The sequence below is a fragment of the Sphingomonas sp. CV7422 genome, assembly GCF_027945725.1.
In the GTDB taxonomy this organism is placed as follows: Bacteria; Pseudomonadota; Alphaproteobacteria; order Sphingomonadales; family Sphingomonadaceae; genus Sphingomonas; species Sphingomonas kyungheensis.
Genome location: NZ_CP115900.1, coordinates 2,017,672 through 2,038,143 on the forward strand (window position 1 = coordinate 2,017,672; position 20,472 = coordinate 2,038,143).

Below are 20,472 nucleotides of genomic sequence, written 5' to 3' on the forward strand. Positions count from 1 at the left end.
TGCGACAGGACGCGACGGGGGCCGTTCCATGTCGGATTGATGCCATGAAGATGATCCGCTTTTCCGATGGCATCACCGTGCCGGCACTCGGCCAGGGAAGCTGGATGATGGCGGAGGACGCCAGCCGGCGACGCGACGAGATCGCCGCCTTGCGTGCCGGGCTCGATCTCGGCCTCACCCTCATCGACACCGCCGAGATGTACGCGGACGGCGAATCGGAACGCCTGGTCGGCGAGGCGATCACCGGGCGGCGCGACGAGGTGTTCCTCGTCAGCAAGGCCTATCCACAGAACGCCTCCGCCAGCCGGCTGGCGGTCGCGTGCGACGATTCGCTGCGCCGGCTCGGCACCGATCGGCTTGATCTCTACCTGTTGCACTGGCGTGGCCGGATACCGCTCGGCGAGACGGTGGCGGCGATGGAGGCGCTCGTCGCGGCCGGCAAGATTCTGCGATGGGGCGTGAGCAATTTCGATCCCGACGATATGGCCGCACTGATCGCCGCGGGCGGTACGACCTGCGCGACCAACCAGATCCTCTACAATCTGACGCGCCGCGGGCCGGAACTCGACCTGTTGCCGTGGCTCGACCGACGCGGCCTGCCGGCGATGGCCTATAGCCCGGTCGAACAGGGGCGGCTCGTCACGCACCCCGGGCTAAGCGCGATGGCGCGGGCCAAGGGCGTCAGCGCGGCGCAGCTGGCGCTGGCCTGGCTGCTCGCCCGCGACGGCATTCTCGCCATCCCCAAGGCGGGCACGGTCGCCCATGTCCGCGACAATCGTGCCGCCGCCGACCTGCGCCTCGATGCGGAGGAACTCGCGGCGCTCGACCGGCTGTTCCCGCGCCCCGCGAGGCCGGTGCCGCTGGAGATGCTATAGCGGCGGCACGCGGCCGAAGCGCAGGGTGGCGCCCAGGCCACGCCCACCCGGTCCCGCAGCGATGAGCAGCCGCCCGCCATGCGCCGCGGCGACCCGCTGCACGATCGACAGGCCGAGCCCGAAGCCTTCGCTGCGCGTCGTCCCCGCCCGCCAGAACCGCGTTGCCATCCGTTCGAGATCGGCGGGCGCGATCGTTGGCCCGTCGTCGACGACGCTGATCTCGTGCCCCGGACCGACGCGCACGGTGATCCGCGTCCCCGGCGGCGTGTACCGCGCGGCATTGTCGACGAGATTCTCGAGCGCGAGGCGGATCGCGCCGGCATAGCCGGGCAGCGGCGGCGCGCCCTGATCGTCGAGCGCGATCCGCCGGCCCGCCGCGATCAACGCCGGCGCGCGATCGGCGACGACATCCTCGGCGACCGCGGACAGCGCGACGCTGGCATGCGCCCCGTCGATCGGCCGCTCGAGTTCGGCAAGGACGAGCAGTTGCGTGATGACCCGCGCCGCGCGATCGACCTCGGCGAGCAATTTGGCCCTCACCGCGGGGTCGGGGATCGCATCGGCCCGCAGCCGGATCGTCGCGAGCGGCGTGCGCAATTCGTGCGCCACGTCGGCGGCGAAGGCGGTCTGCGCGGCAAAGGCCTGTTCGAGCCGGTCGAGCGCAGCATTGGTCGCGGCGGCGAGCGGCTCGACCTCCCACGGCAAGGTGCCGTGCGGCAGCCGGCGGTCGAGCGTGCGCGGGCCGATCGCCGCGGCGATATCCGATGCCGCGGTCATCCGCCGCGTCAGCCGCCGGGTCAGCCACACGCCGGTCAGCGGCAGCAGCACGATTAGCGGCACCAGCAGCAGCGCGAAGCGGGCGAGGAAGGCATCGACGATATCGTCGGCGACCACTTCGGGCGCGCTGTCGTCCTGCGATACGACGATCCAGCGCCCGCCGGCCGGCAGGCTGATGGCCGCGAGTGCGCCTCGGCGCATCTGCCGCGCGCGCCGGTCAAGCGGCACCGCGGCGAGCATGGCGGGGCGCGAGGGGCCGTGCTGCGCGACGATCCGGCGGCGCGCATCGACGATGCTGAGCGTCAGCCCGCCGGCGAGGATGTCGGTCGCCTCGATCGCCGCCGCGGGGCTGTGATCGCGCAACAGCGTCGCGATTCCCGCGGCCTGCTGACGCAGAACGTCGCGCTGATAATGATGCGCGACGCGGTGGAGCATCACCGCGCCGAGCGGCAGCATCAGCGCCGCGATCAGCGCGGTGACGCCGTGGAGCAGCGCGAACTGCGCGGCGAGCGAGCGCGGCGCGCGCAGCCTCACGCCGCGGCGCGGAGCAGATAGCCGACGCCGCGCACCGTCTCGATCCGTACCCCGGTCTCCGCCTCGTCGAGCCGCTTGCGCAGGCGATGGACATAGACCTCGACCGCGTTGGAGCCGAGATCGCCACCCGCACCGAACAGATGATCCTCGACCAGCCGCTTCGGCACGACGTTGCCGCCGCGGCGCAGCAGCAGCTCGAGCAGCTCGATCTCGCGCGTCGACAGCGGCAGCAGCGTCGCGCCGACGCGCGCGACCCGCGTCTCGACATCGAAGGCGAGCCGCGCGCATTGCAGCGACGCACCGAGATAGCCGCCCTGACGGCGCAGCACGGCGAGGATGCGGGCGTGCAGCTCGTCGGGATCGAACGGCTTGACGATATAATCGTCGGCCCCGCCGTGCAGACCGCGGATGCGCGCCTCGACGCTGCCCCGTGCGGTGAGCGCGAGCACCGGGCGGACGTTGCCGTCGGCGCGCATCCGGCGGAGCAGCGCCAGCCCGTCGCCATCGGGCAGGCCGAGATCGAGCAGCACCGCGGCATGATCGATCGCGGCGAGATACCCCTCGGCCTCCTCGACGCTGGCGGCATGGTCGACGGTCATGCCCCGCTGCCGCAGCGCGCCGATCAGCGCATCGGCGAGCGCCGCGTCATCCTCGATCAGCAAAATGCGCAAACATCCTCCCGCGCCGCAGCATCCGTCAGGCCGCTGTAAGCCAGCCTGCCTATCGGCACCAAGCTTCTTCGCACGCGCAGGATCATGATGCACGCCACCGAACATCCCGAGCCCCTCGCCCCCGCCCGCTCGCTGTCGCGACCGGCGCAATGGCGCTGGCTGGCCATCGTCGCGGTGGTGCTCGCCGGGATCGTGCTGCTGATCGTGCTGATCGGCAGGCTGACCCATCACGAGGACGCGCCGCCGCCCGCGCCGCCGCCCGGCACCTTTCGTCCGACCGCCACGCAGATGGCGGCGCTCGGCACGATGCGGATCGGCATGGGCGCGGCGGACGCGCGGACGCTGGCGAGCGGGTCGATCTCGGTAGACGGCGACCGCAGCACGCCGGTGCTGATGCCCTATAGCGGGCAGGTGGTGCGCGTGCTGGTCGACGCCGGCCAGCGCGTGCGGCAGGGGCAGCCGCTGCTGCTCGTCCGCACCAACGACTTCGTCGACGCGCGCAACGGGCTGTTCGCCGCGCGGGCCTCCTATCAGAACGCCCAGGCGCAGCTCGCCACCGCGACGCGCAACGCCGAACGCCAGCGGCTGATCTACCAGACCGCGGGCGGCGCGGAGAAGGACTATCAGCAGGCGCAGACCGACCTCGCCGCGGCGCAGGCGACCGCGCGTACCGCCGCCGCCGCGCTTGGTGCGGCGCGCGACAAGCTCGCGGTGCTCGGCAAGTCGCCGGGCGAGATCCGCCAGCTGGAGGGCGTCGGCGAAGTGTCGGGCATCCACGACGTGACGACGCTGCACGCGCCGATCAGCGGGCTGGTCGCGACGCGCGACGTCGCCGCCGGCCAATATGTCAGCCAGGGCGGCGACAAGCCGGTGATGACGATTACCGACCCCTCGCGCGTCTGGCTGATCGCGCAGGTCGCCGAGACCGATGCCGCGGCGATCCACGTCGGCGATTCGGCGACGGTGACCACCCCCGCCCTGCCCGGCCGCAGCTTCCAGGCGCGGATCGATCTGGTCGGCGCGGCGCTCGACCCGCAGACCCACCGCCTGCCGGTGCGCGCGGCGATCGCCAATCCCGACGGCGCGCTCAAGCCGCAGATGTTCGCCAGCTTCCAGATCCATCGCGCCGCCGGCGGCGATGTGATCCGCGTCCCCGCCGCGGCGGTAATCCATGAGGGCGATCAGGCGCGCGTCTGGGTCGTCCGCCCCGACGGGCTACTCGTCGCACGCGACGTCGTCGCCGGCGACGCGCAGGACGGCCAGGTCGTCATCCGCCAGGGCCTCGCCGCGGGCGAGAAGATCGTCACCTCCGGTGCGCTGTTCGTCAACGAAGCGGGCATCGGCGAATGAACCGCATCGTCGCCTTCGCGCTGCGCCAGCGGCTGCTCATCGTCGGCGTCTTCGTCGCGATGCTCGCCGCCGGCGTGATCGGCTTCATCAACCTCAATATCGAAGCCTATCCCGATCCGGTCCCGCCGATGGTCGAGGTGATCACGCAGACGCAGGGCCTCTCAGCCGAGGAGATGGAGCGCAACGTCACCATCCCGATCGAGGTCGGCATGGCGGGCATCCCGCACCTCACCGCGATCCGCGCGATCAGCCTGTTCGGCCTGTCCGACGTCAAGATCCAGTTCAGCTACGATTTCACCAACGACCAGGCGAAGCAGCAGGTGATCAACCGCCTGTCGCAGCTGCCGCCGCTCGCCGGCGGCGCGCAGCCGACGCTGTCGCCGACCAGCCCGGTGGGCGAGATCTACCGCTACAAGATCAGCGCGCCCAAGGGCTATTCGGTGATGGACCTCAAGACGTTGCAGGACTGGGTGCTGCAGCGCCGGTTCAAGCGCATCCCCGGGGTGATCGACGTCACCGGCTGGGGCGGCAAGCTGCGCGCCTATGACGTGGTGATCGACAACGACCGGCTCGCCGCGCACAACGTCACCGTCAGCCAGGTGCTCGCCGCGATCGCCAAGAGCGACGGCAATGTCGGCGGCCAGACGATCAACTTCGGCGCACAGGCGGCGATCGTCCGCGGCGTCGGCCTGATCCAGACGCCGTCGGGGATCGAGAACGTGCTCGTCGGCACCGGCGGCGGCCAGCCGGTGCTGGTCAAGGACGTCGCCACGGTCAAGGTCGGCAACAGCCCGCGGCTCGGCATCGCCGGCTATAACGACCAGGACGATATCGTGCAGGGCATCGTGCTGATGCAGCGCGGCGCGCAATCGATGCCGACGATCCAGGCGGTGCAGAAGGAAGTCGCGGAGATCAACGATTCGGGCGTGCTGCCGCCCGGCGTGCATCTCGACCGGATCTACGACCGGTCCGACCTCATCCACCTCACCATCCATACAGTGCTCGAGAACATGGTAGTCGGCATCCTGCTGATCTTCGCCCTGCAATGGCTGTTCCTCGGCAATCTGCGCAGCGCGATCATCGTCGCCGCCACCATCCCCTTCGCGCTCGCCTTCGCGATCCTGATCCTCGTGCTGCAGGGGGAAAGCGCCAATCTGCTGTCGGTCGGCGCGCTCGACTTCGGCCTCGTCGTCGATGCCTGCGTCATCATGGTCGAGAATATCTTCCGTCACATGGTCGAGCGATCGGCGCATGTCGAAAGCGGACGCGGCCATTACACGCTCGCCAACCGCTTCTCGGCGGTGCTCGGCGCGTCGTCGGAGGTCAGCCGCGGCATCTTCTTCGCCGCCGCGATCATCATCGCGAGCTTCCTGCCGCTGTTCACGCTGACCGGCGTCGAGGGGCATATCTTCGGCCCGATGGCCAAGACCTATGCCTACGCGATCACGGGCGGCCTGCTCGCCACCTTCACCGTCGCGCCGGTGCTGGCGACGCTGCTGCTCCCCGACAAGCTGTCGGAGGTGGAGACGTGGATCGTCGGCAAGCTGCGCCGCGCCTATGAGCCGGCCGCCGCCTTCGCGCTCGGCAACCGGGTGCTGGCCCTGGGCGGGGCGGCGCTGATGCTGCTGCTCGCGGTGATCGGCGTGCGGACGCTCGGCATCGAATTCCTGCCGCATCTCGAAGAGGGCAATATGTATATCCGCGCGACGCTGCCCGGCTCGATCAGCCTGGAGGCGGGCGAGCCGGCGGTGAACGGCATCCGGCGGATCATCGCCAGCTATCCCGAGACGACTGCGGTGCTCTCCGCCCACGGCCGCCCCGACGACGGCACCGACGCCACCGGCTTCTTCAACGCCGAATTCTTCGTGCCGCTCAAGCCCGCCAGCGAATGGCCGCACGGCGTCACCAAGGAGACGCTGATCGCCGAGCTGTCGAGCAAGCTCACCGCCAAATATCCCGGCGTCGACTTCTCCTTCTCGCAGATCATCGAGGACAACGTCGAGGAAGCGGCATCGGGCGTGAAGGGCGCGAACTCGATCAAGCTGTTCGGGCCCGATCTCGCCACGCTCGAAAAATTCGCCAACCAGATCAAGGATCAGATGAGCCAGGTGCGCGGCATCGAGGATCTCGGCGTATTCCAGTCGCTCGGCCAGCCGACGGTGCGCGTCGACGTCGATCGCGCCCGCGCGGCGCGCTATGGCCTCACCCCCGACGACGTCAATGCGACGGTCGCCGCGGCGGTCGGCGGCAGTTCGAGCGCCGATCTCTATGAGGCGGGGACCGACCGCCACTTCCCGATCATCGTCCGCCTCAAGCCCGAACAACGCGACTCGCTCGAGGCGATCCGCCGCATCACCATCGGCGCCCCCGCCCCCGACGGCAGCAACAGCACGATCCAGGTGCCGCTGTCCGAAGTCGCCAACGTCCACCTCACCTCGGGCGCATCGTTCATCTATCGCGAGCATCAGGAACGCTACATCCCGATCAAATTCTCGGTGCGCGGCCGCGATCTCGGCGGCGCGGTCGACGAGGCGCGGGCGCGGATCACCAAAAACGTCCATCTGCCCGCCGGCTATCACCTCGAATGGGCGGGTGAGCTCGACAATCTCACCAATGCGATCGCCCGGCTGGAGGTCGTCGTGCCGATCAGCCTGCTGCTGATGCTGCTGCTGCTCTACGCCAATTTCGGCTCGATCCGCGACAGCCTGCTCGCCTTCGCGGCGATCCCGATGGCGGTGGTCGGCGGCGTGCTCGCGCTGGCGCTGACCGGTACGGCATTCAGCATCTCGGCGGCGATCGGGTTCGTCGCGCTGTTCGGCATCGCGGTGATGGACGGCATCCTCGTCGTCACCACCTTCAACAATGCGGTCGACGAAGGGCTCGATCGCGCCACCGCGCTCGGCACGACGGTGCGGCACAGCCTGCGGCCGGTGGTGATGACCTGCCTCGTCGCGGCGATCGGCCTGCTGCCCGCGGCGCTGTCGACCGGCATCGGCAGCCAGGTGCAAAAGCCGCTCGCGCTCGTCGTCGTCGGCGGCATGGCGCTCGCGCCGCTGCTCATCCTGCTGGTGCTGCCGGTGCTGATCGACCGTTTCTCGAAACGGGTGCCGCCGGAGGACCGCGGCGCGCATGGCCGCGACGTCGGCCATGGCCCGGCCGGCGATGCGCCCGCCGCGGAGGTGCCGGCATGAGCCGCGCTCTCGTCCTGCTGCTCGCCTGCGCCACCGCCGCCTGTGCGGTCGGGCCGCACGACCTCGACCCGCATGCGCCGCTGCCGCCCGCCGCGACGCCGGCGACGATCGCCCCCGCCAGCGGCACGGCGCAGGCCTTCTCGACCGCGCCGGCGCGCGCGGACTGGTGGACGGCGTTCGGCAGCCCCGAGCTGGATCGGTTGGTCGACGAGGCGCTCGCCCACAATAACGACATCGCCAGCGCCGATGCCTCGCTGCGCCAGTCGCAGGCGCTCGCCGGGGTGGCGGCGGGGGCGGCCCTGCCGCAGCTCGATGCGAGCTACAATGTCGAGCGCGCACGCGTCTCCAACGCTTTGTCGCCGCCGGTCGCCGATCAGCAACAGCAACTCTATACGCTGCACACCGCGCAGGTGAACGTCAGCTATGCGCTCGACCTGTTCGGTGCGACCCGCTCGCGCGTCCGGTCGGCGCGTGCCGCCGCGGAAGTGCAGCGGCAGCGGCTGGCGGCGGGCCGGACCACCGTCGTCGCCAATCTGGTGCAGGCGGTCATCGCCCGCGCCGCGCTCGCCGATCAGATCGCGGCGGCGCAGATTGCGATCTCGGTCAATCGCGACATCCTGGCGAGCCTGCTGCGTCGCCAGCAGCTCGGCGCGATCGGTGCCGCCGATATCGCCACGCAGCAGACCGCCGTGGCGACCGCCGAAGGCGTGCTGCCGCCGCTCGTCCGGCAGGAGGCGCATCAGCGCGTCCTCATCGCCGCGCTGCTCGGCCGCGCCGCCGGCGATGCGCTGCCGCCGCTGCCGTCGCTGTCCGCCTTGACCCTGCCGACGCGGCTGCCGACCGTTCTCCCTTCCGATCTGGTCGCGCGGCGGCCGGACGTGCTCGCGGCGCGGGCGCAGCTCGAAGGCGCCGGCGCGGACGTGCGCACCGCGATCGCCGCGCGGCTGCCTTCGATCACGCTCAGCGCCAATGCCGGCGGCTCGGCGCAGCGCTTCGGCGACATGTTCAAGGACGGCAATCCATTCTGGACGCTGCTCGGCGGCATCACCCAGCCGCTGTTCCACGCCGGCGCGCTGCGCAACCAGCAACGCGCGGCGGAGGCGGCGCTCGACGGTGCCAAGGCGCAATATCGCGGCGCCGTGGTACAGGCGTTCGGCGATGTCGCCGATGCGCTGACCGGCCTCGCCACCGACGCCACGGCGCTCGATGCGGCGACGCGCGCGGCAGATGCCTCGGGCCGGGCGCTCGGCTATGTGCGGCGTCAGCTCGCGCTCGGCGATGTCGGCACGCTGTCGCTGCTCAACGCCACCGCAGCCGATGCGCAGGCACGCTCGCAGCTGGTACAGGCGCGTGCGGCACGGCTGACCGATACGGTGGCGCTGTTCCAGGCGACCGGCGGGCCGGTGCCCGATGGGACTTTGACCGTCGTCCGATAGCCCCTATCCTGCGTTTTCGAACATGGGGGGCGGCGGGATATGGCGGTCTGGCTCGATCGGCTCGGGGCGTTGCTCGCCAGCCTTGTGCTGCTGACGCCGGTAGCGGGAGCGGCTCAGCCGGCGCCGCTGGGTTCGCTATGGCGCGGCAAGGGCGGCGAGGTTCGCGTCGTCGCCTGTCCGCCGGGGGGCGATACGGATGCCTATTGCCGCGCGCTCGCGGTGACGACGGCGACACGTACGATACGTCTTGGCGGCGGCTATATGAGCGTCAAGACGCTGTGGCAGCGTGACGGGGCACGATCAGGCCCCGATGTGCTGGTGCTTGGCGACTTCGGCGGTTCCGGTGGCGATGCCGATCTGTTCGCCGTCACCCTGACGCCCGAGGTTCACGTCACCAAATGGACGGGCGAGCGTTTCGACATCGTGGCGGTCCGGCCGGGCGGACCGGCGCTGCGGCTCACGCTGCCGTTCGACATCGAATATTTCAACGACGCGCCCCACGCCGGCGTGATCATCCTGCCCCTGCCGGTGATCTGGTCCGGGAACAGCTTGGTGCTCGATCGGCGCGCGCTCACGACGGGCCATGTCAGCAGACGAACATCGGACCCCGCCGTCATGCGGAGGGAGTTGCGCGCCTGGGTGGCGGAACGCTTGCCGCATGGGCGCGATCACCCGAAGGACCCTGATGCCTATACGCAAGCCTCGGTGGAGAGGCTGGTCGGGCTGATGCTGTCCGGCCACGCGGATGAGGCCAGACGCATGCTAGACCGAAACTGGCCGCAGCGGCTGGATGGGCAAGAAATCCTTCCAGGCGGCGAGGATCGATTCTGGTCGGCGATCTGCCGGGCGGTGGTCACCCATCACCTCTGGCGGACGTTCGGCCCGGCGGGCATTCCCCACGCCGATCTCATCCAGCGCGGCGCGGCTCTCCCGGCGTGACCATCGCCGTCTGACGACGGATCGTGCCGGAATCAACAAGGGGGGCATAAGCCCCCCTTGCCTCATGCAGGATGGCCGCCGTGACAGGCACGGCGGCCGCTCCGCATCTTAGTTGCTGTCGCTGTTGTCGTCGTCGGCAACGATGATGATGCCAGCGACGACGGCAGCGGCCGCGACGAGGGCGATGATCAGACCGCCACCGGCGAGCTCGTTCTTCTTGGCCGAGACCGAACCGGTGCGCACCGACTTCGCGACCGACAGGCTCGCCGCCGGGTTGGCGGGGGCAGCAGCGGCCGGAGCGACGGCGAGAGCGGCTGCAGCAGCAGCCATCAGAAACTTGGCAACCATAATGGTCATCCCCTTTGACGTGTTGAGGCTTGCTAATGGCAGCGTCGCCAAGAAAAGACAATCCGAAAGCGCGCAAATCCGCCACAAAGCTGGTCAAACGCCCCTGCCGGTGCGACGAACCGCCTGACGTCGACGGCAATAACCGCAGAGATTCACGCAACGTCGCGTGAGATCAGGACTTTTCGGCGGGCACCGGTGGGCGATACCCTCACGATGGTTCGATCGTCTCTGTGACACTTTGAAGAATTTGCCGGCAACTTGCGGAATCCGACCGATCATCAGTTGTCGGGCGCGTCCGCGGCGGCGATCACCTCGGCAAGAGTCGCCGGCCGAACCGCCAGCGATTCGAGCAGCGCGGTCATTTGCCGCCACCAATCCCAGAATCGTGCCAGATCGGCCGTGCTGCGGACATAGGGCGTATGCCCCGGCACCAGGCTCGGCGAATGGAACGACAGGCTGATCAGCCCGTGACCCTCCTCCTCGACCGCGACACGCACCGCAGCGCACGCCTCGGCGATCGGCATATCCTCCGGCGTCAGCGCGACACGCTGGAGCAGCCCGGCGGTGGCGAAGGCGCCGCGCGCCAACGGCAGGCGGCCGAGCGCAGGATAGAGGCCTGCGCCCCGCCGCCGCAGCCGCCCGGTGAAGCTGGTGGTCAACGGCACTTCGATCAGATCGCCTAGACGGAAGGCAGCGCTGCCGACACGGCTGAAATCCGGTCCGCCGTCCGCACTATAGTCGTAGCGCGCCCGCACCGAGCTTTCGACGCGATAGCCGCGACGGACGAGCGCGGCTGCGGTCGCCGGGCCGATGCCATAGCGTCCGGCGCGATAGGCGAGCGGGGCCCGGCCGAACGCATCGGTCAGCCGGTCGGTCAGCGTGTCGAGCTTGGCGGCTTCGAGCGCCGGCGGCAGATTGCCGGCATAAGTGTCGCCCGGCTGCGGTGCGGCGAACGGAGGTGTCACCCAGGCATGGAGTTGCGCCCCCAGCCCGACTCGCGGATCGGCCAGCACGCCGCGGAGCAGATCGACCGCCCCGGCATCGCTGACCACGGGGTGATCGATCAAATAGACGGGCGCGATGCCATGATCGGCAAAGCGGGCATGCGCCTGCGGCAGCGCGGCGATCGACGTGACCGAGCGATTGGCGCGATCGAGCGGCGCCGACCAGTCGAACTCCTCCTCGACATCGACGAAGACGAGGAAGCGGCGGCCGAAGCGCGCCGGCCAACGCACCAGAGCGGCAGCATCGGGGGCGGGCAGTCGGAACGGCGACAGGGCGCCGCCCAGCACGCTCAATGGGTCGCCTGCACCGCCGCCGGCTCGTCGGCCGCAGGGAGCCGCAGCGTCAGCAGATGCTCGCCGAACACTAGTTCGCCACCCAATTCCATGGCGAGGTTGCGCGCGAGGCGCAGCGCGAAGCCGGTGCCGAGCAGAGGCGCCCCGTCGCGATCCCCCGCCTCGGCCTCGGCTTCGGCGTCGAGGCTGAGCAACGCCGCCTCGCCGGTGGCGGCGAGCGCGATCGGGCGGGCGAAGCAGATCGCGACCTGCCCCTCGGGCGCGGGTGCCTCGGCGATGTCGATCCGCTCCCCCGTCGTCGCGGCGGCGGTCAGCGCGGCGAGCAGGCGCGAGAGCAGGCGTTCGAGCGCGCGATCGTCGCTCAGCGCCTGATGATCGCCCATCGGATGGATGTCGATCACCGTGCCGCGCAGCGAGGCGAGCGGCTCAAGATCGGCGACGATGCGCGTCAGCAGCGGCTCGAAGGCGATCGGCGCCGGGCGCAGGTCGAGCGCCTTGCCCTCGATCCGCGCCGCGGTGTCGAGATCGTCGATCGCGCCGAGCAGGCTCGCCGCCTGCCGGCGGATGGTCAGCGCATGGTCGCGGTAGACGGCGGAAACCGGCCCCAGCAGTTGCGCCTCGATCAATTCGGCGAAACCGGCGATCGCATTGGTCGGGGTGCGCAGCTCATGGACCAATTGGCGCAGCGAATCGGACATCAGCTTGCGTGCGCCCGGTACGGCATCCTCGTCGCTGCGCGGACGGCGGGCGATCGCGACATAGCCGAGGAAGCGGCCGCTCGCCGCATCGAATTGCGGCGTACCGGCGACGCGCCACGCGCCCGCGGCATCGGAATGGCCGCCGACGTCGAGCCGCGCGCCGGCGAATCGCTGCCGCTGGCGCAGCGCGCCGGTCATCACCGCATCGACGCGGACCTCGCCCTGCGGCGTCGCAACGGCGAGCGAGGCGCCGATCAGCGGCCCGCGCGCGACACCGTCGACCGCGCAGATCACGCCATGGCTGTCGGTGTCGAAGTGGAAATAGCTGGGCGGCTCCGCCTTGGCGTCGGCGATCGGTTCGTTGGGGTCGCGCTGCTTCTGAAAGGCATCGATCCGCGCGACGAGATCGGCGATCTGGAAACCGCCGTCGGCGACCGGCTGCGGCGCCGCGGCCGGCAGCAGGTCTTCGGATGGTGGAACGTCTTCGGCCGGCGGGGCGAAACGGACGACGGCGCTCTCCTCGGCGGGCGGCGCGACGGCGACGTCGTTCGCCGCGGGAGTGACGACGTCGTTCGCCGGCTCGGGCGTCTCGTAGCGCAGGACGAAATCGGCGGGACCGAAGCTGGCGAGCCCGCGCTCGACCGGCGCGGGAAGGTCGCGGCGGTGGCGCAGCAAGGCGCGGCCATGCGCGTCGAGTTTCGGCAACAATGCCAGCCATTCGTCGTCGGTCAGGCTCGCGGTGCGCAGCAGCGGTGCGGCGACGGTGATCTCATCCTCGGCGAAGACGCCGATCAGCGCGGCGGGCGGCCGGGCGAAGGCCAGGGCCCGCGCGCTGGCGATGCGCGTCGCCACGGGGACGACCTCCCGCAGCGCACGCAGCCGGTCGAGCGACGCCGGGTCGGCAGGGATGCGCCCGCGCCCCATCAGGTCGGTCAGCTGGCGCCACGCCGATTGCGCGCCGAACCCACTCTCCATGTCGGCCGAAAGCACCGTTTTCAGGCTGTCGTCGAACCGCACACCAACTCCTGGAGATCGCCCCATCGTCACGATGTGCGCGCTCATCCCTTAACGTCCGGCTCCGGTTAGAGGAACCGCCGATTTGCGCACGTCGCATAGTGGGACAATTGCGTTGCGCCGCAATTTTCTTATGCTTAGGGGGAGCCGCCGCGCTAATCCGGCCTGTTCCTGGAGAGTAATACGCAATGTCCTTCGATCGGATCGATCGTCAAATTCTCGCTCACCTGCAGCAGGATGGGCGGATGACCAATGTCGAGCTGGCCGAACGCGTCGGGCTGACCGCGCCGCCCTGCCTGCGCCGCGTGCGCGCGCTGGAGGAGGCCGGGGTGATCCGCGGCTATCACGCCGATCTCGATCCCGCCAGCCTCGGCTTTCCGATCACCGTCTTCGCGATGGTGTCGCTGCGCAGCCAGGCCGAGCATGATCTCGCCGCGTTCGAGGCGCATGTCGCCGACATTCCGGAAATCCGCGAATGCCATATGCTCAACGGCGAGATCGACTTCATCCTCAAGATCGTCGCCAGCGACCTCAAGAGCTTTCAGGAAATCCTCACCACGCATCTGACCCCGGCACCCAACGTCGCCAGCGTCAAGACGTCGCTGACGATCCGCACCGCCAAGTCGACCTCGGGCATCCCGGTCATCATCGACTGACCCTTTGACGCAAAAAGGGCGGCCCGTCTCCGGACCGCCCCCTTGTGCATCACCGGTGAGGCGATCAGGCCGCCGGAGCGGGCGTCGCGCCGACCTGAGTATAGGTGTTCCACAGCGCGGCGATGCCGGCGCGCGGATTCCCCGTCACCGCACCGAAGGCCGCCTGCGCGCCGGCCTTGTCGCCCGACTTGGCGAGCGCGATGCCGAGGCGGGTGTTGACCTCATTGGCATCGACACCGCCCTTGCTCAGCGCGGCGCGATACAATTCGATCGCCTTGGCATAGTTGTTCTGGCCGAGATAGGCGTCGGCGGTCGAGGCCGCGATCTTGCCGTCCTTCGATGCCAGCGCGGTCTTCTCGCTGCCGGCGAGCGACCCGTCCGCCTTGATCGCGGTGTTCGACGCGGTCAGCAGGCTCTTCGAGAAAGCACTGGTCGCGGGGATCTTGCCCGCTGCCATGCCTTCCTTGAGCACCGCCGCCGCTTCATACGGATTGCCCTTGTCGTAGACGTTCTTGGCGTAATCCTCGTACATCGCCTGATCGGGCATCGAGCCGGTGGCGCGGAGCAGGCGATACAGATCGACCGTCTGCGACTTGTCCGGCGCGGCGAGGCTGTTCTGCGCGAAGGCGAATTGCAGGATCACGTCGCGCCACACCTTGGCGTTCGGATAAGCGGCGACGTACTTCTGCATCCAGGCGAGCGTTTCCGGCGCCATTTTCTTGTTGTTCGCGGTGGCGATGCCGAAACGGTAATAGGCCTCCGGCACGGTCTGCCCCGCCGCCTTCTGCGCGGTGATGTAGCGATCGAGATCGGCGAGACCACCGGCGGTATCGCCCGCCTGCACCTTCACCTTGGCGAGCTGCAGGTCGAAGTCGGGCGAATTGTAGCCGGCGGCCTTCGCCTGCGTGAAATATTGCGTCGCGACCGGATATTGGTTGCTGTTGTAGGCGAGCTGGCCACGGCGGAACAAATATTTGCCGCGATCGGCGGCGGGCGTGTTCTTGGCGGCGATCAGCGCGTCGAGCGGCTTGGCGAGTCCGGTCTCGTCGAGCGGTGCCTTCGGATTGGCCTCCTGCGCGATGACGAGCTTGGTGTTCTCGAGATCGTAGCGCAGCGCGGCGGCGATATATTTGTCATCGTCGGTGGTGGCGGCGGCCTCGACCTGCGCGACCAGCGGCTCGGCGGTGGCGACATTGCGCGACTTCACCGCTTCCTGTGCCTGGAAGGCGATCGCCTGCACCGGCTTGCTGAGCTTGAAGCCAGGCGTCGCCGGCTCTTCCTTCTTGGCGATCGCGGGGGCGACGAACGCCAATCCGCTCACGCCGGTGGCCAGCACCGCGGCCAGCGCAAGCTTCGAAAGGGTCTTCATGCTAACCTACTCTCCAGATAGTGAGGCATCGCTGCCGCTAACGTCTGCGCGGCTGTAACGGTCCGTCGCAAGCCGTTCAAGCAGATGCCGTGCGGTGTCTGCCCCGGCGGCACTGAACGGCGATTGAACGGCGGCGGCGGGGCCGCTACCGCGACCGGCGATGATCGCCCTGCTCTCCCCCGCCAAGACGCTCGACTATGAGTCGCCCCTCCCCGCCCTCACCCCGACCCGGCCGCGCTTCGCCGCCGAGGCGGAGACGCTGGCGGCCGCGGCGGCGCATCTGACGCAGAAGAAGCTTGCCGAACTGATGCATATCTCGCCGGCGCTCGCCAAGCTCAACGCCGACCGCTTCCGCGACTTCCCCGACGCGCCCGAGCGGCCGGCGATCTTCGCCTTCGACGGCGACGTCTATACCGGGTTCGACGTCAAGACCCTGCCCGAGGAAGCGCTCCCCTTCGCGCAGGATCATCTGCGGCTGCTCTCCGGCCTCTACGGCATGCTGCGCCCGCTCGATCTGATGCGGCCGTACCGGCTGGAGATGGGCACGCGCTGGGCGCCGCGGAAGACCAAGCTGACCGACTGGTGGGGCGACCGGATCGCCAAGGCCCTCGCCGCCGATCTCGCCGAGGAGGGCGAGGGCGTCGTCCTCAACCTCGCCAGCCAGGAATATTGGGCGGGTGTCGGCGGCCATCTGCCCGCCGGCATCCGCGTCGTCGCCATCGACTTCCGCGACGGCGACCGGTTCGTCAGCTTCCACGCCAAGAAGGCGCGCGGGATGATGGCGCGCTGGATGGTCGAGCATCGCATCACCCGGATCGACGACATGCGCGGCTTCGACAGCGACGGCTACGTCTTCGACGCGGCGGCGAGCGGCGACGATGTCTGGCGGTTCGCGCGATGAGCGCGGCGGTGGTGATCGGCGCGTCGGGCGGGATCGGCGCAGCGCTGCATGCGGCGCTGGTCGACGAGGCGGCCTATGCGCCGGTCCATGCGCTGTCGCGATCGGGCGAGGCGCCGATCGACATCACCGACGAGGCGAGCGTCGCCGCCGCCGCGGCGCGGATCGCCGCCGGCCCGCCGCCGTCGCTGGTCATCCTCGCCACCGGCCTGCTCCACGACGCCCGCCACGGGCCGGAGAAGAGCTATCGCGACTTCGATCCGGCGTGGCTGGAGACGGTGCTGCGCGTCAACGCGATCGGCCCTGCCCTGGTCGCCAAGCATCTGCTGCCACTGATGCCCAGACAGGGGCGGACGGTCTTTGCGGTGCTGTCGGCGCGGATCGGCAGCATCTCCGACAATCGGCTGGGCGGCTGGTACGGCTATCGCATGGCCAAGGCGGCGCTCAACCAGCTGGTGCGGACGCTGAGCGTCGAGGAGCGGCGGCGCAACGATCGGGCGATCCTCGTCGGGCTGCATCCCGGTACGGTCGATACCGCTTTGTCCAAGCCGTTCCAGGCGAACGTGCGCCCCGGCACGCTGTTCACCCCCGATCGCGCCGCCTCGCAATTGCTCGACGTGATCGACGGCCTCGGCGTGACCGACAGCGGCAAGCTGTTCGATTTCGAAGGCAAGGAGGTCGCGCCCTGAGCCATGCCGCCGTGGCGCGGAGATGACAGAATCGTCATCGTCCGGCCATTGGCACGTCAGCGCATCGCGCGCATCGTCCTCATCAAGGCGACGCGATCCCGCGTCGGCCGGTGGGAGATGATGTCATGACCAAATCCTTGCCCGTTGCCATCCTGACGGCGGCCGCGCTCTGCTGTGGCTCCGCCGCCTTCGCAACCGGCGCGCAGACCGCGACCAGCGCCAAGACGACGATGACCAGCCGCACCACCACGACCAAGACGCCCGCGGCGCGTCCGACCACGATGACGAAGACGACGACGCGCACCACCGCCGGGACCAAGGGCCGGATGGTGACCACCAAGACCAGCACCGGCAAGACGGTGACCTATGATTGCAGCAAGGCGGGCAACGCCACCAAGGCCGCCTGCAAGAAGTAACACAAAGGCTCTATCGTCACGCGCGCGCGTGTGCGCGCGTGACTTTCGGTCGCGAGGTGCCTACAAGATCGGCACACCCGTGTAACAATCCGAAAGCGTATAGCCTTGGCCGACGAGACCAGCCTCGCCGAACCCTCCGATATTGCGACGATCTCCATCGTCGACGAGATGAAGTCGAGCTACCTCGACTATGCGATGAGCGTCATCGTGGCGCGCGCGCTGCCCGACGTCCGCGACGGCCTCAAGCCGGTGCATCGCCGCATCCTCTTCTCGGCGCAGGAAAACGGCTTCCTGTTCAATCGCCCCTATCGCAAGTCGGCGCGCATCGTCGGTGACGTGATCGGTAAATATCACCCGCACGGCGACACCGCGATCTACGACGCTTTGGCGCGGATGACGCAGGACTGGTCGATGCGGCTGCCGCTGATCGATGGTCAGGGCAATTTCGGCTCGATGGATCCCGATCCGCCCGCCGCGATGCGCTACACCGAGGCGCGCCTCGCCCGCGCGGCCAATTACCTGATGGAGGATCTCGACAAGGATACCGTCGACTTCCAGCCCAATTACGACGCCAGCGAGCGTGAGCCGCAGGTGCTGCCGGCGCGCTTCCCCAACCTGCTGGTCAACGGCGCCGGCGGCATCGCGGTCGGCATGGCGACCAACATCCCGCCGCACAATCTCGGCGAAGTGGTCGACGCCTGCCTCGCCTATATCGACCGGTCGGTGAGCGGCGGCGAGCCGATCACCATCGAGGAGCTGATGGAGATCGTTCCCGGACCGGACTTCCCGACCGGCGCGATCATCCTCGGCCGCGCCGGCGCGCGTTCGGCCTACAATACCGGCCGCGGCTCGATCATCGTGCGTTCGCGCCACAAGATCGAGACGGCGCGCGGCGACCGCACCTCGATCGTGCTCACCGAAATCCCCTTCCAGCAGGGCAAGAACGCGCTGGTCGAGAAGATCGCCGAGGCCGCCAAGGACAAGCGCATCGAGGGCGTCAGCGACATCCGCGACGAATCGAACCGCGAGGGCGTGCGGATCGTCATCGACCTCAAGCGCGACGCGACGCCGGAGGTGGTGCTCAACCAGCTGTGGCGGCATACGCCGGCGCAGGGCTCCTTCCCCGCCAACATGCTCGCGATCCGCGGCGGCCGGCCGGAGACGCTCAACCTCCGCGACATCATCCAGGCCTTCGTCCAGTTCCGCGAACAGGTCATCACCCGACGCTCGAAGTTCGAGCTCAACAAGGCGCGCGACCGCGCCCATATCCTGCTCGGTCTGGTGATCGCGGTCACCAATCTCGACGAGGTGGTGCGGATCATCCGCGGGTCGTCGAGCCCGGCGGAGGCGCGCGCCGCCCTGCTCGCGCGCGAATGGCCGATCGCCGAGATCGCGCCCTATCTCAGCCTGGTCGAGGCGGTCGAGGGCACGCAGGTCGGTGACGGCTATCGCCTGTCGGACACGCAGGTGCGCGCGATCCTCGACCTGCGCCTGCATCGCCTCACCGCTCTCGGCCGCGACGAGATCGGCGACGAGCTCAAGGGCCTCGCCGATTCGATCGCGGCGCTGCTGGAAATCCTCGGCAACCGCAAGCGGCTGTACGAGGTGATGCGCGAGGAGCTGGTCGACGTCCGCGCCATCTTCGCGACCCCGCGCCGCACCGAGATCGCCGCGGCCGCCGACGGCATCGACGACGAGGATCTGATCGAGCGCGAGGACATGGTCGTCACCGTCACGGTGCAGGGCTATATCAAGCGCACCCCGCTCGACACCTTCCGCGCGCAGAAGCGCGGCGGCAAGGGGCGCGCCGGCATGGCGACCAAGGACGAGGATGCGATCACCTCACTGTTCGTCACCTCGACGCACACGCCGGTGCTGTTCTTCTCCAATCTCGGCAAGGTCTATCGCCAGAAGGTCTGGCGCCTGCCCGAGGGCGGGCCGGCGACGCGCGGGCGGCCGATGATCAACCTGCTGCCGCTCAGTCCCGGCGAGACGATCTCGACGGTGCTGCCGCTGCCGGAGGACGAGACGCGCTGGGGCGACCTGCACGTCATGTTCGCCACCGCCAACGGCACCGTCCGCCGCAACGCGATGGACGCCTTCGCCAACATCCCGTCGAACGGCAAGCTGGCGATGCGCTTTGACGAAGGCTCGGACGATAAACTAATCGGCGTCGCGGTGCTGACCGAGAGCGACGACGTGCTGCTCGCCACCCGCAACGGCAAGGCGATCCGCTTCGCCGCGACCGACGTGCGCGAATTCCAGAGCCGCACCTCGACCGGCGTGCGCGGCGTCAGCCTCGCCGAGGGCGACGAGGTGATCAGCCTGTCGATCCTGCGCGGCGTGCCCTTCGATACCGACACGCGCGACGCCTATCTCCGCGCCGCGCCGTGGAAGGAAGGCGAGCGCGAGACGACGCTCGACGCCGAGACGATGGCGGCAATGGAGGCGGCGGAGGAGTTCATCCTCACCGTTACCCAGAACGGCTATGGCAAGCGCACCTCGGCGTACGAATATCGCCGCACCAATCGTGGTGGCCAGGGGATCACCAACATCGTCTCCGCGGGCCGCAACGGTCCGGTGGTGGCGAGCTTCCCGGCGCATTCGGGCGAGCAGCTGATGCTCGTCACCGATCAGGCCAAGCTGATCCGCATGTCGGTAGGCGACGTCCGCGTCACCGGGCGCAACACGCAGGGCGTCACGCTGTTCAGCGTCGCCAAGGACGAACATGTCGTCTCCGCCGCGCGCATCGACGAAGAGGAAGAGCCCGAGGACGAGGCGCAGGCGGTGGTAGCCGCCGAACTCGGCCGCGCCCCGGCGCATCCGGCCGAGGACGCGCTGATCGTCGACGACGGCACCGGGCCGCAGACGATGGACGAACAGGTCGACGAGAGCGATGACGAAGGGGACGAGGGATGAGCGAACGGCCGAACATCGCCTATAAGGTGCTGACCGGCGAGCAGATGGCGACGCTGGAACGCGACGGCCGCTTCGACGGTGCGCCGGTCGACCGGGCCGATGGCTATATCCATCTGTCGACCGAGGCGCAGCTGACCGAGACGGTCGACAAGCATTTCGCCGGTCAGGACGATCTGCATGTCGTCGCGGTCGATCTCGGCAGCTTCGGCGAGACGTTGCGCTGGGAGGAATCGCGCGGCGGCCAGCTTTTCCCGCATCTCTACGAGCCGCTGCTGCTCGAAACCGCCGTCGCCTTCGGTCCGCTGAGCCGTGCCGAAGACGGGACGGTACGATTGCCGACCACCAGTTGATCCCGGTCCGGGCTCCGCTCGCCGAGAAAAGCGGGCGGAACCGC

The 20,472-nt window shown here is 69.2% G+C and carries 17 protein-coding genes; 11 read left to right on the top strand and 6 right to left on the bottom strand.

Annotated elements, in window-relative coordinates; translation table 11 throughout:
- Positions 1–44 precede the first annotated feature (44 nt).
- Positions 45–875, top strand: a complete 831-nt coding sequence (locus PBN85_RS09825) for an aldo/keto reductase (protein ID WP_271298835.1) — start codon at positions 45–47, stop codon at positions 873–875.
- On the opposite strand, the gene PBN85_RS09830 is transcribed toward PBN85_RS09825, so the two are convergent.
- Complete coding sequence (locus tag PBN85_RS09830) at positions 870–2,186, bottom strand: sensor histidine kinase (protein ID WP_271298836.1); 1,317 nt, start codon at positions 2,184–2,186, stop codon at positions 870–872. The two genes, PBN85_RS09825 and PBN85_RS09830, sit on opposite strands and share 6 nt — an antisense overlap.
- A complete protein-coding gene (locus PBN85_RS09835) occupies positions 2,183–2,857 on the bottom strand; it encodes a response regulator (protein ID WP_271298837.1) in 675 nt (224 codons plus the stop codon). Before PBN85_RS09835 ends, PBN85_RS09830 begins: the two co-directional genes overlap by 4 nt.
- Positions 2,858–2,944: 87 nt before the next feature.
- On the opposite strand from PBN85_RS09835, the gene PBN85_RS09840 reads away from it, so the two are divergent.
- The 4 genes from PBN85_RS09840 to PBN85_RS09855 are packed head-to-tail and all read left to right on the top strand — an operon-like array spanning position 2,945 to position 9,773.
- Complete coding sequence (locus tag PBN85_RS09840) at positions 2,945–4,207, top strand: efflux RND transporter periplasmic adaptor subunit (protein ID WP_271300876.1); 1,263 nt, start codon at positions 2,945–2,947, stop codon at positions 4,205–4,207.
- Positions 4,204–7,398 (top strand): efflux RND transporter permease subunit, encoded by a 3,195-nt coding sequence (locus tag PBN85_RS09845; RefSeq protein ID WP_271298838.1) that lies wholly within the window; start codon positions 4,204–4,206, stop codon positions 7,396–7,398. Before PBN85_RS09840 ends, PBN85_RS09845 begins: the two co-directional genes overlap by 4 nt.
- Complete coding sequence (locus PBN85_RS09850) at positions 7,395–8,834, top strand: efflux transporter outer membrane subunit (protein ID WP_271298839.1); 1,440 nt, start codon at positions 7,395–7,397, stop codon at positions 8,832–8,834. The genes PBN85_RS09845 and PBN85_RS09850 overlap by 4 nt, the downstream gene beginning before the upstream one ends.
- Positions 8,835–8,873: 39 nt before the next feature.
- Complete coding sequence (locus PBN85_RS09855) at positions 8,874–9,773, top strand: hypothetical protein (RefSeq protein ID WP_271298840.1); 900 nt, start codon at positions 8,874–8,876, stop codon at positions 9,771–9,773.
- A 108-nt stretch (positions 9,774–9,881) separates the two neighbouring features.
- Here the strand turns inward: PBN85_RS09855 and PBN85_RS09860 are convergent, their stop codons facing one another.
- The 3 genes from PBN85_RS09860 to PBN85_RS09870 all read right to left on the bottom strand — a co-directional run bounded on the left by PBN85_RS09860 (position 9,882) and on the right by PBN85_RS09870 (position 13,179).
- Entirely contained in the window at positions 9,882–10,172 is a 291-nt protein-coding gene (locus tag PBN85_RS09860) for a hypothetical protein (protein WP_443026737.1), read from the bottom strand.
- A 227-nt stretch (positions 10,173–10,399) separates the two neighbouring features.
- On the bottom strand, positions 10,400–11,413 hold the full coding sequence (locus PBN85_RS09865; RefSeq protein ID WP_271298841.1) for a WalW protein: 1,014 nt from the start codon (positions 11,411–11,413) through the stop codon (positions 10,400–10,402).
- A 2-nt stretch (positions 11,414–11,415) separates the two neighbouring features.
- On the bottom strand, positions 11,416–13,179 hold the full coding sequence (locus PBN85_RS09870; protein WP_271298842.1) for a sensor histidine kinase: 1,764 nt from the start codon (positions 13,177–13,179) through the stop codon (positions 11,416–11,418).
- Between the two features lie 140 nt (positions 13,180–13,319).
- Here PBN85_RS09870 and PBN85_RS09875 point away from each other — a divergent pair, with 140 nt between their 5' ends.
- On the top strand, positions 13,320–13,787 hold the full coding sequence (locus tag PBN85_RS09875) for an Lrp/AsnC family transcriptional regulator (RefSeq protein WP_037536303.1): 468 nt from the start codon (positions 13,320–13,322) through the stop codon (positions 13,785–13,787).
- Between the two features lie 64 nt (positions 13,788–13,851).
- On the opposite strand, the gene PBN85_RS09880 is transcribed toward PBN85_RS09875, so the two are convergent.
- Complete coding sequence (locus PBN85_RS09880) at positions 13,852–15,156, bottom strand: tetratricopeptide repeat family protein (protein WP_037536301.1); 1,305 nt, start codon at positions 15,154–15,156, stop codon at positions 13,852–13,854.
- A 160-nt stretch (positions 15,157–15,316) separates the two neighbouring features.
- Here PBN85_RS09880 and yaaA point away from each other — a divergent pair, with 160 nt between their 5' ends.
- From yaaA to PBN85_RS09905, 5 genes are all read left to right on the top strand, one after another.
- On the top strand, positions 15,317–16,057 hold the full coding sequence (gene yaaA / locus PBN85_RS09885; protein WP_037536300.1) for a peroxide stress protein YaaA: 741 nt from the start codon (positions 15,317–15,319) through the stop codon (positions 16,055–16,057).
- Entirely contained in the window at positions 16,054–16,743 is a 690-nt protein-coding gene (locus tag PBN85_RS09890) for an SDR family oxidoreductase (protein WP_037536298.1), read from the top strand. The genes yaaA and PBN85_RS09890 overlap by 4 nt, the downstream gene beginning before the upstream one ends.
- Positions 16,744–16,868: 125 nt before the next feature.
- Entirely contained in the window at positions 16,869–17,159 is a 291-nt protein-coding gene (locus tag PBN85_RS09895; protein ID WP_037536296.1) for a hypothetical protein, read from the top strand.
- Positions 17,160–17,264: 105 nt separating this feature from the next.
- Positions 17,265–20,078: a DNA gyrase subunit A gene (gyrA, locus tag PBN85_RS09900; RefSeq protein WP_037536295.1), complete on the top strand. Its 2,814-nt coding sequence runs from the start codon at positions 17,265–17,267 to the stop codon at positions 20,076–20,078.
- The gene (locus PBN85_RS09905; RefSeq protein ID WP_037536293.1) at positions 20,075–20,428 is read left to right on the top strand and encodes a DUF952 domain-containing protein; all 354 of its coding nucleotides are present in this window, start codon (positions 20,075–20,077) and stop codon (positions 20,426–20,428) included. The genes gyrA and PBN85_RS09905 overlap by 4 nt, the downstream gene beginning before the upstream one ends.
- Positions 20,429–20,472: the final 44 nt, after the last annotated feature.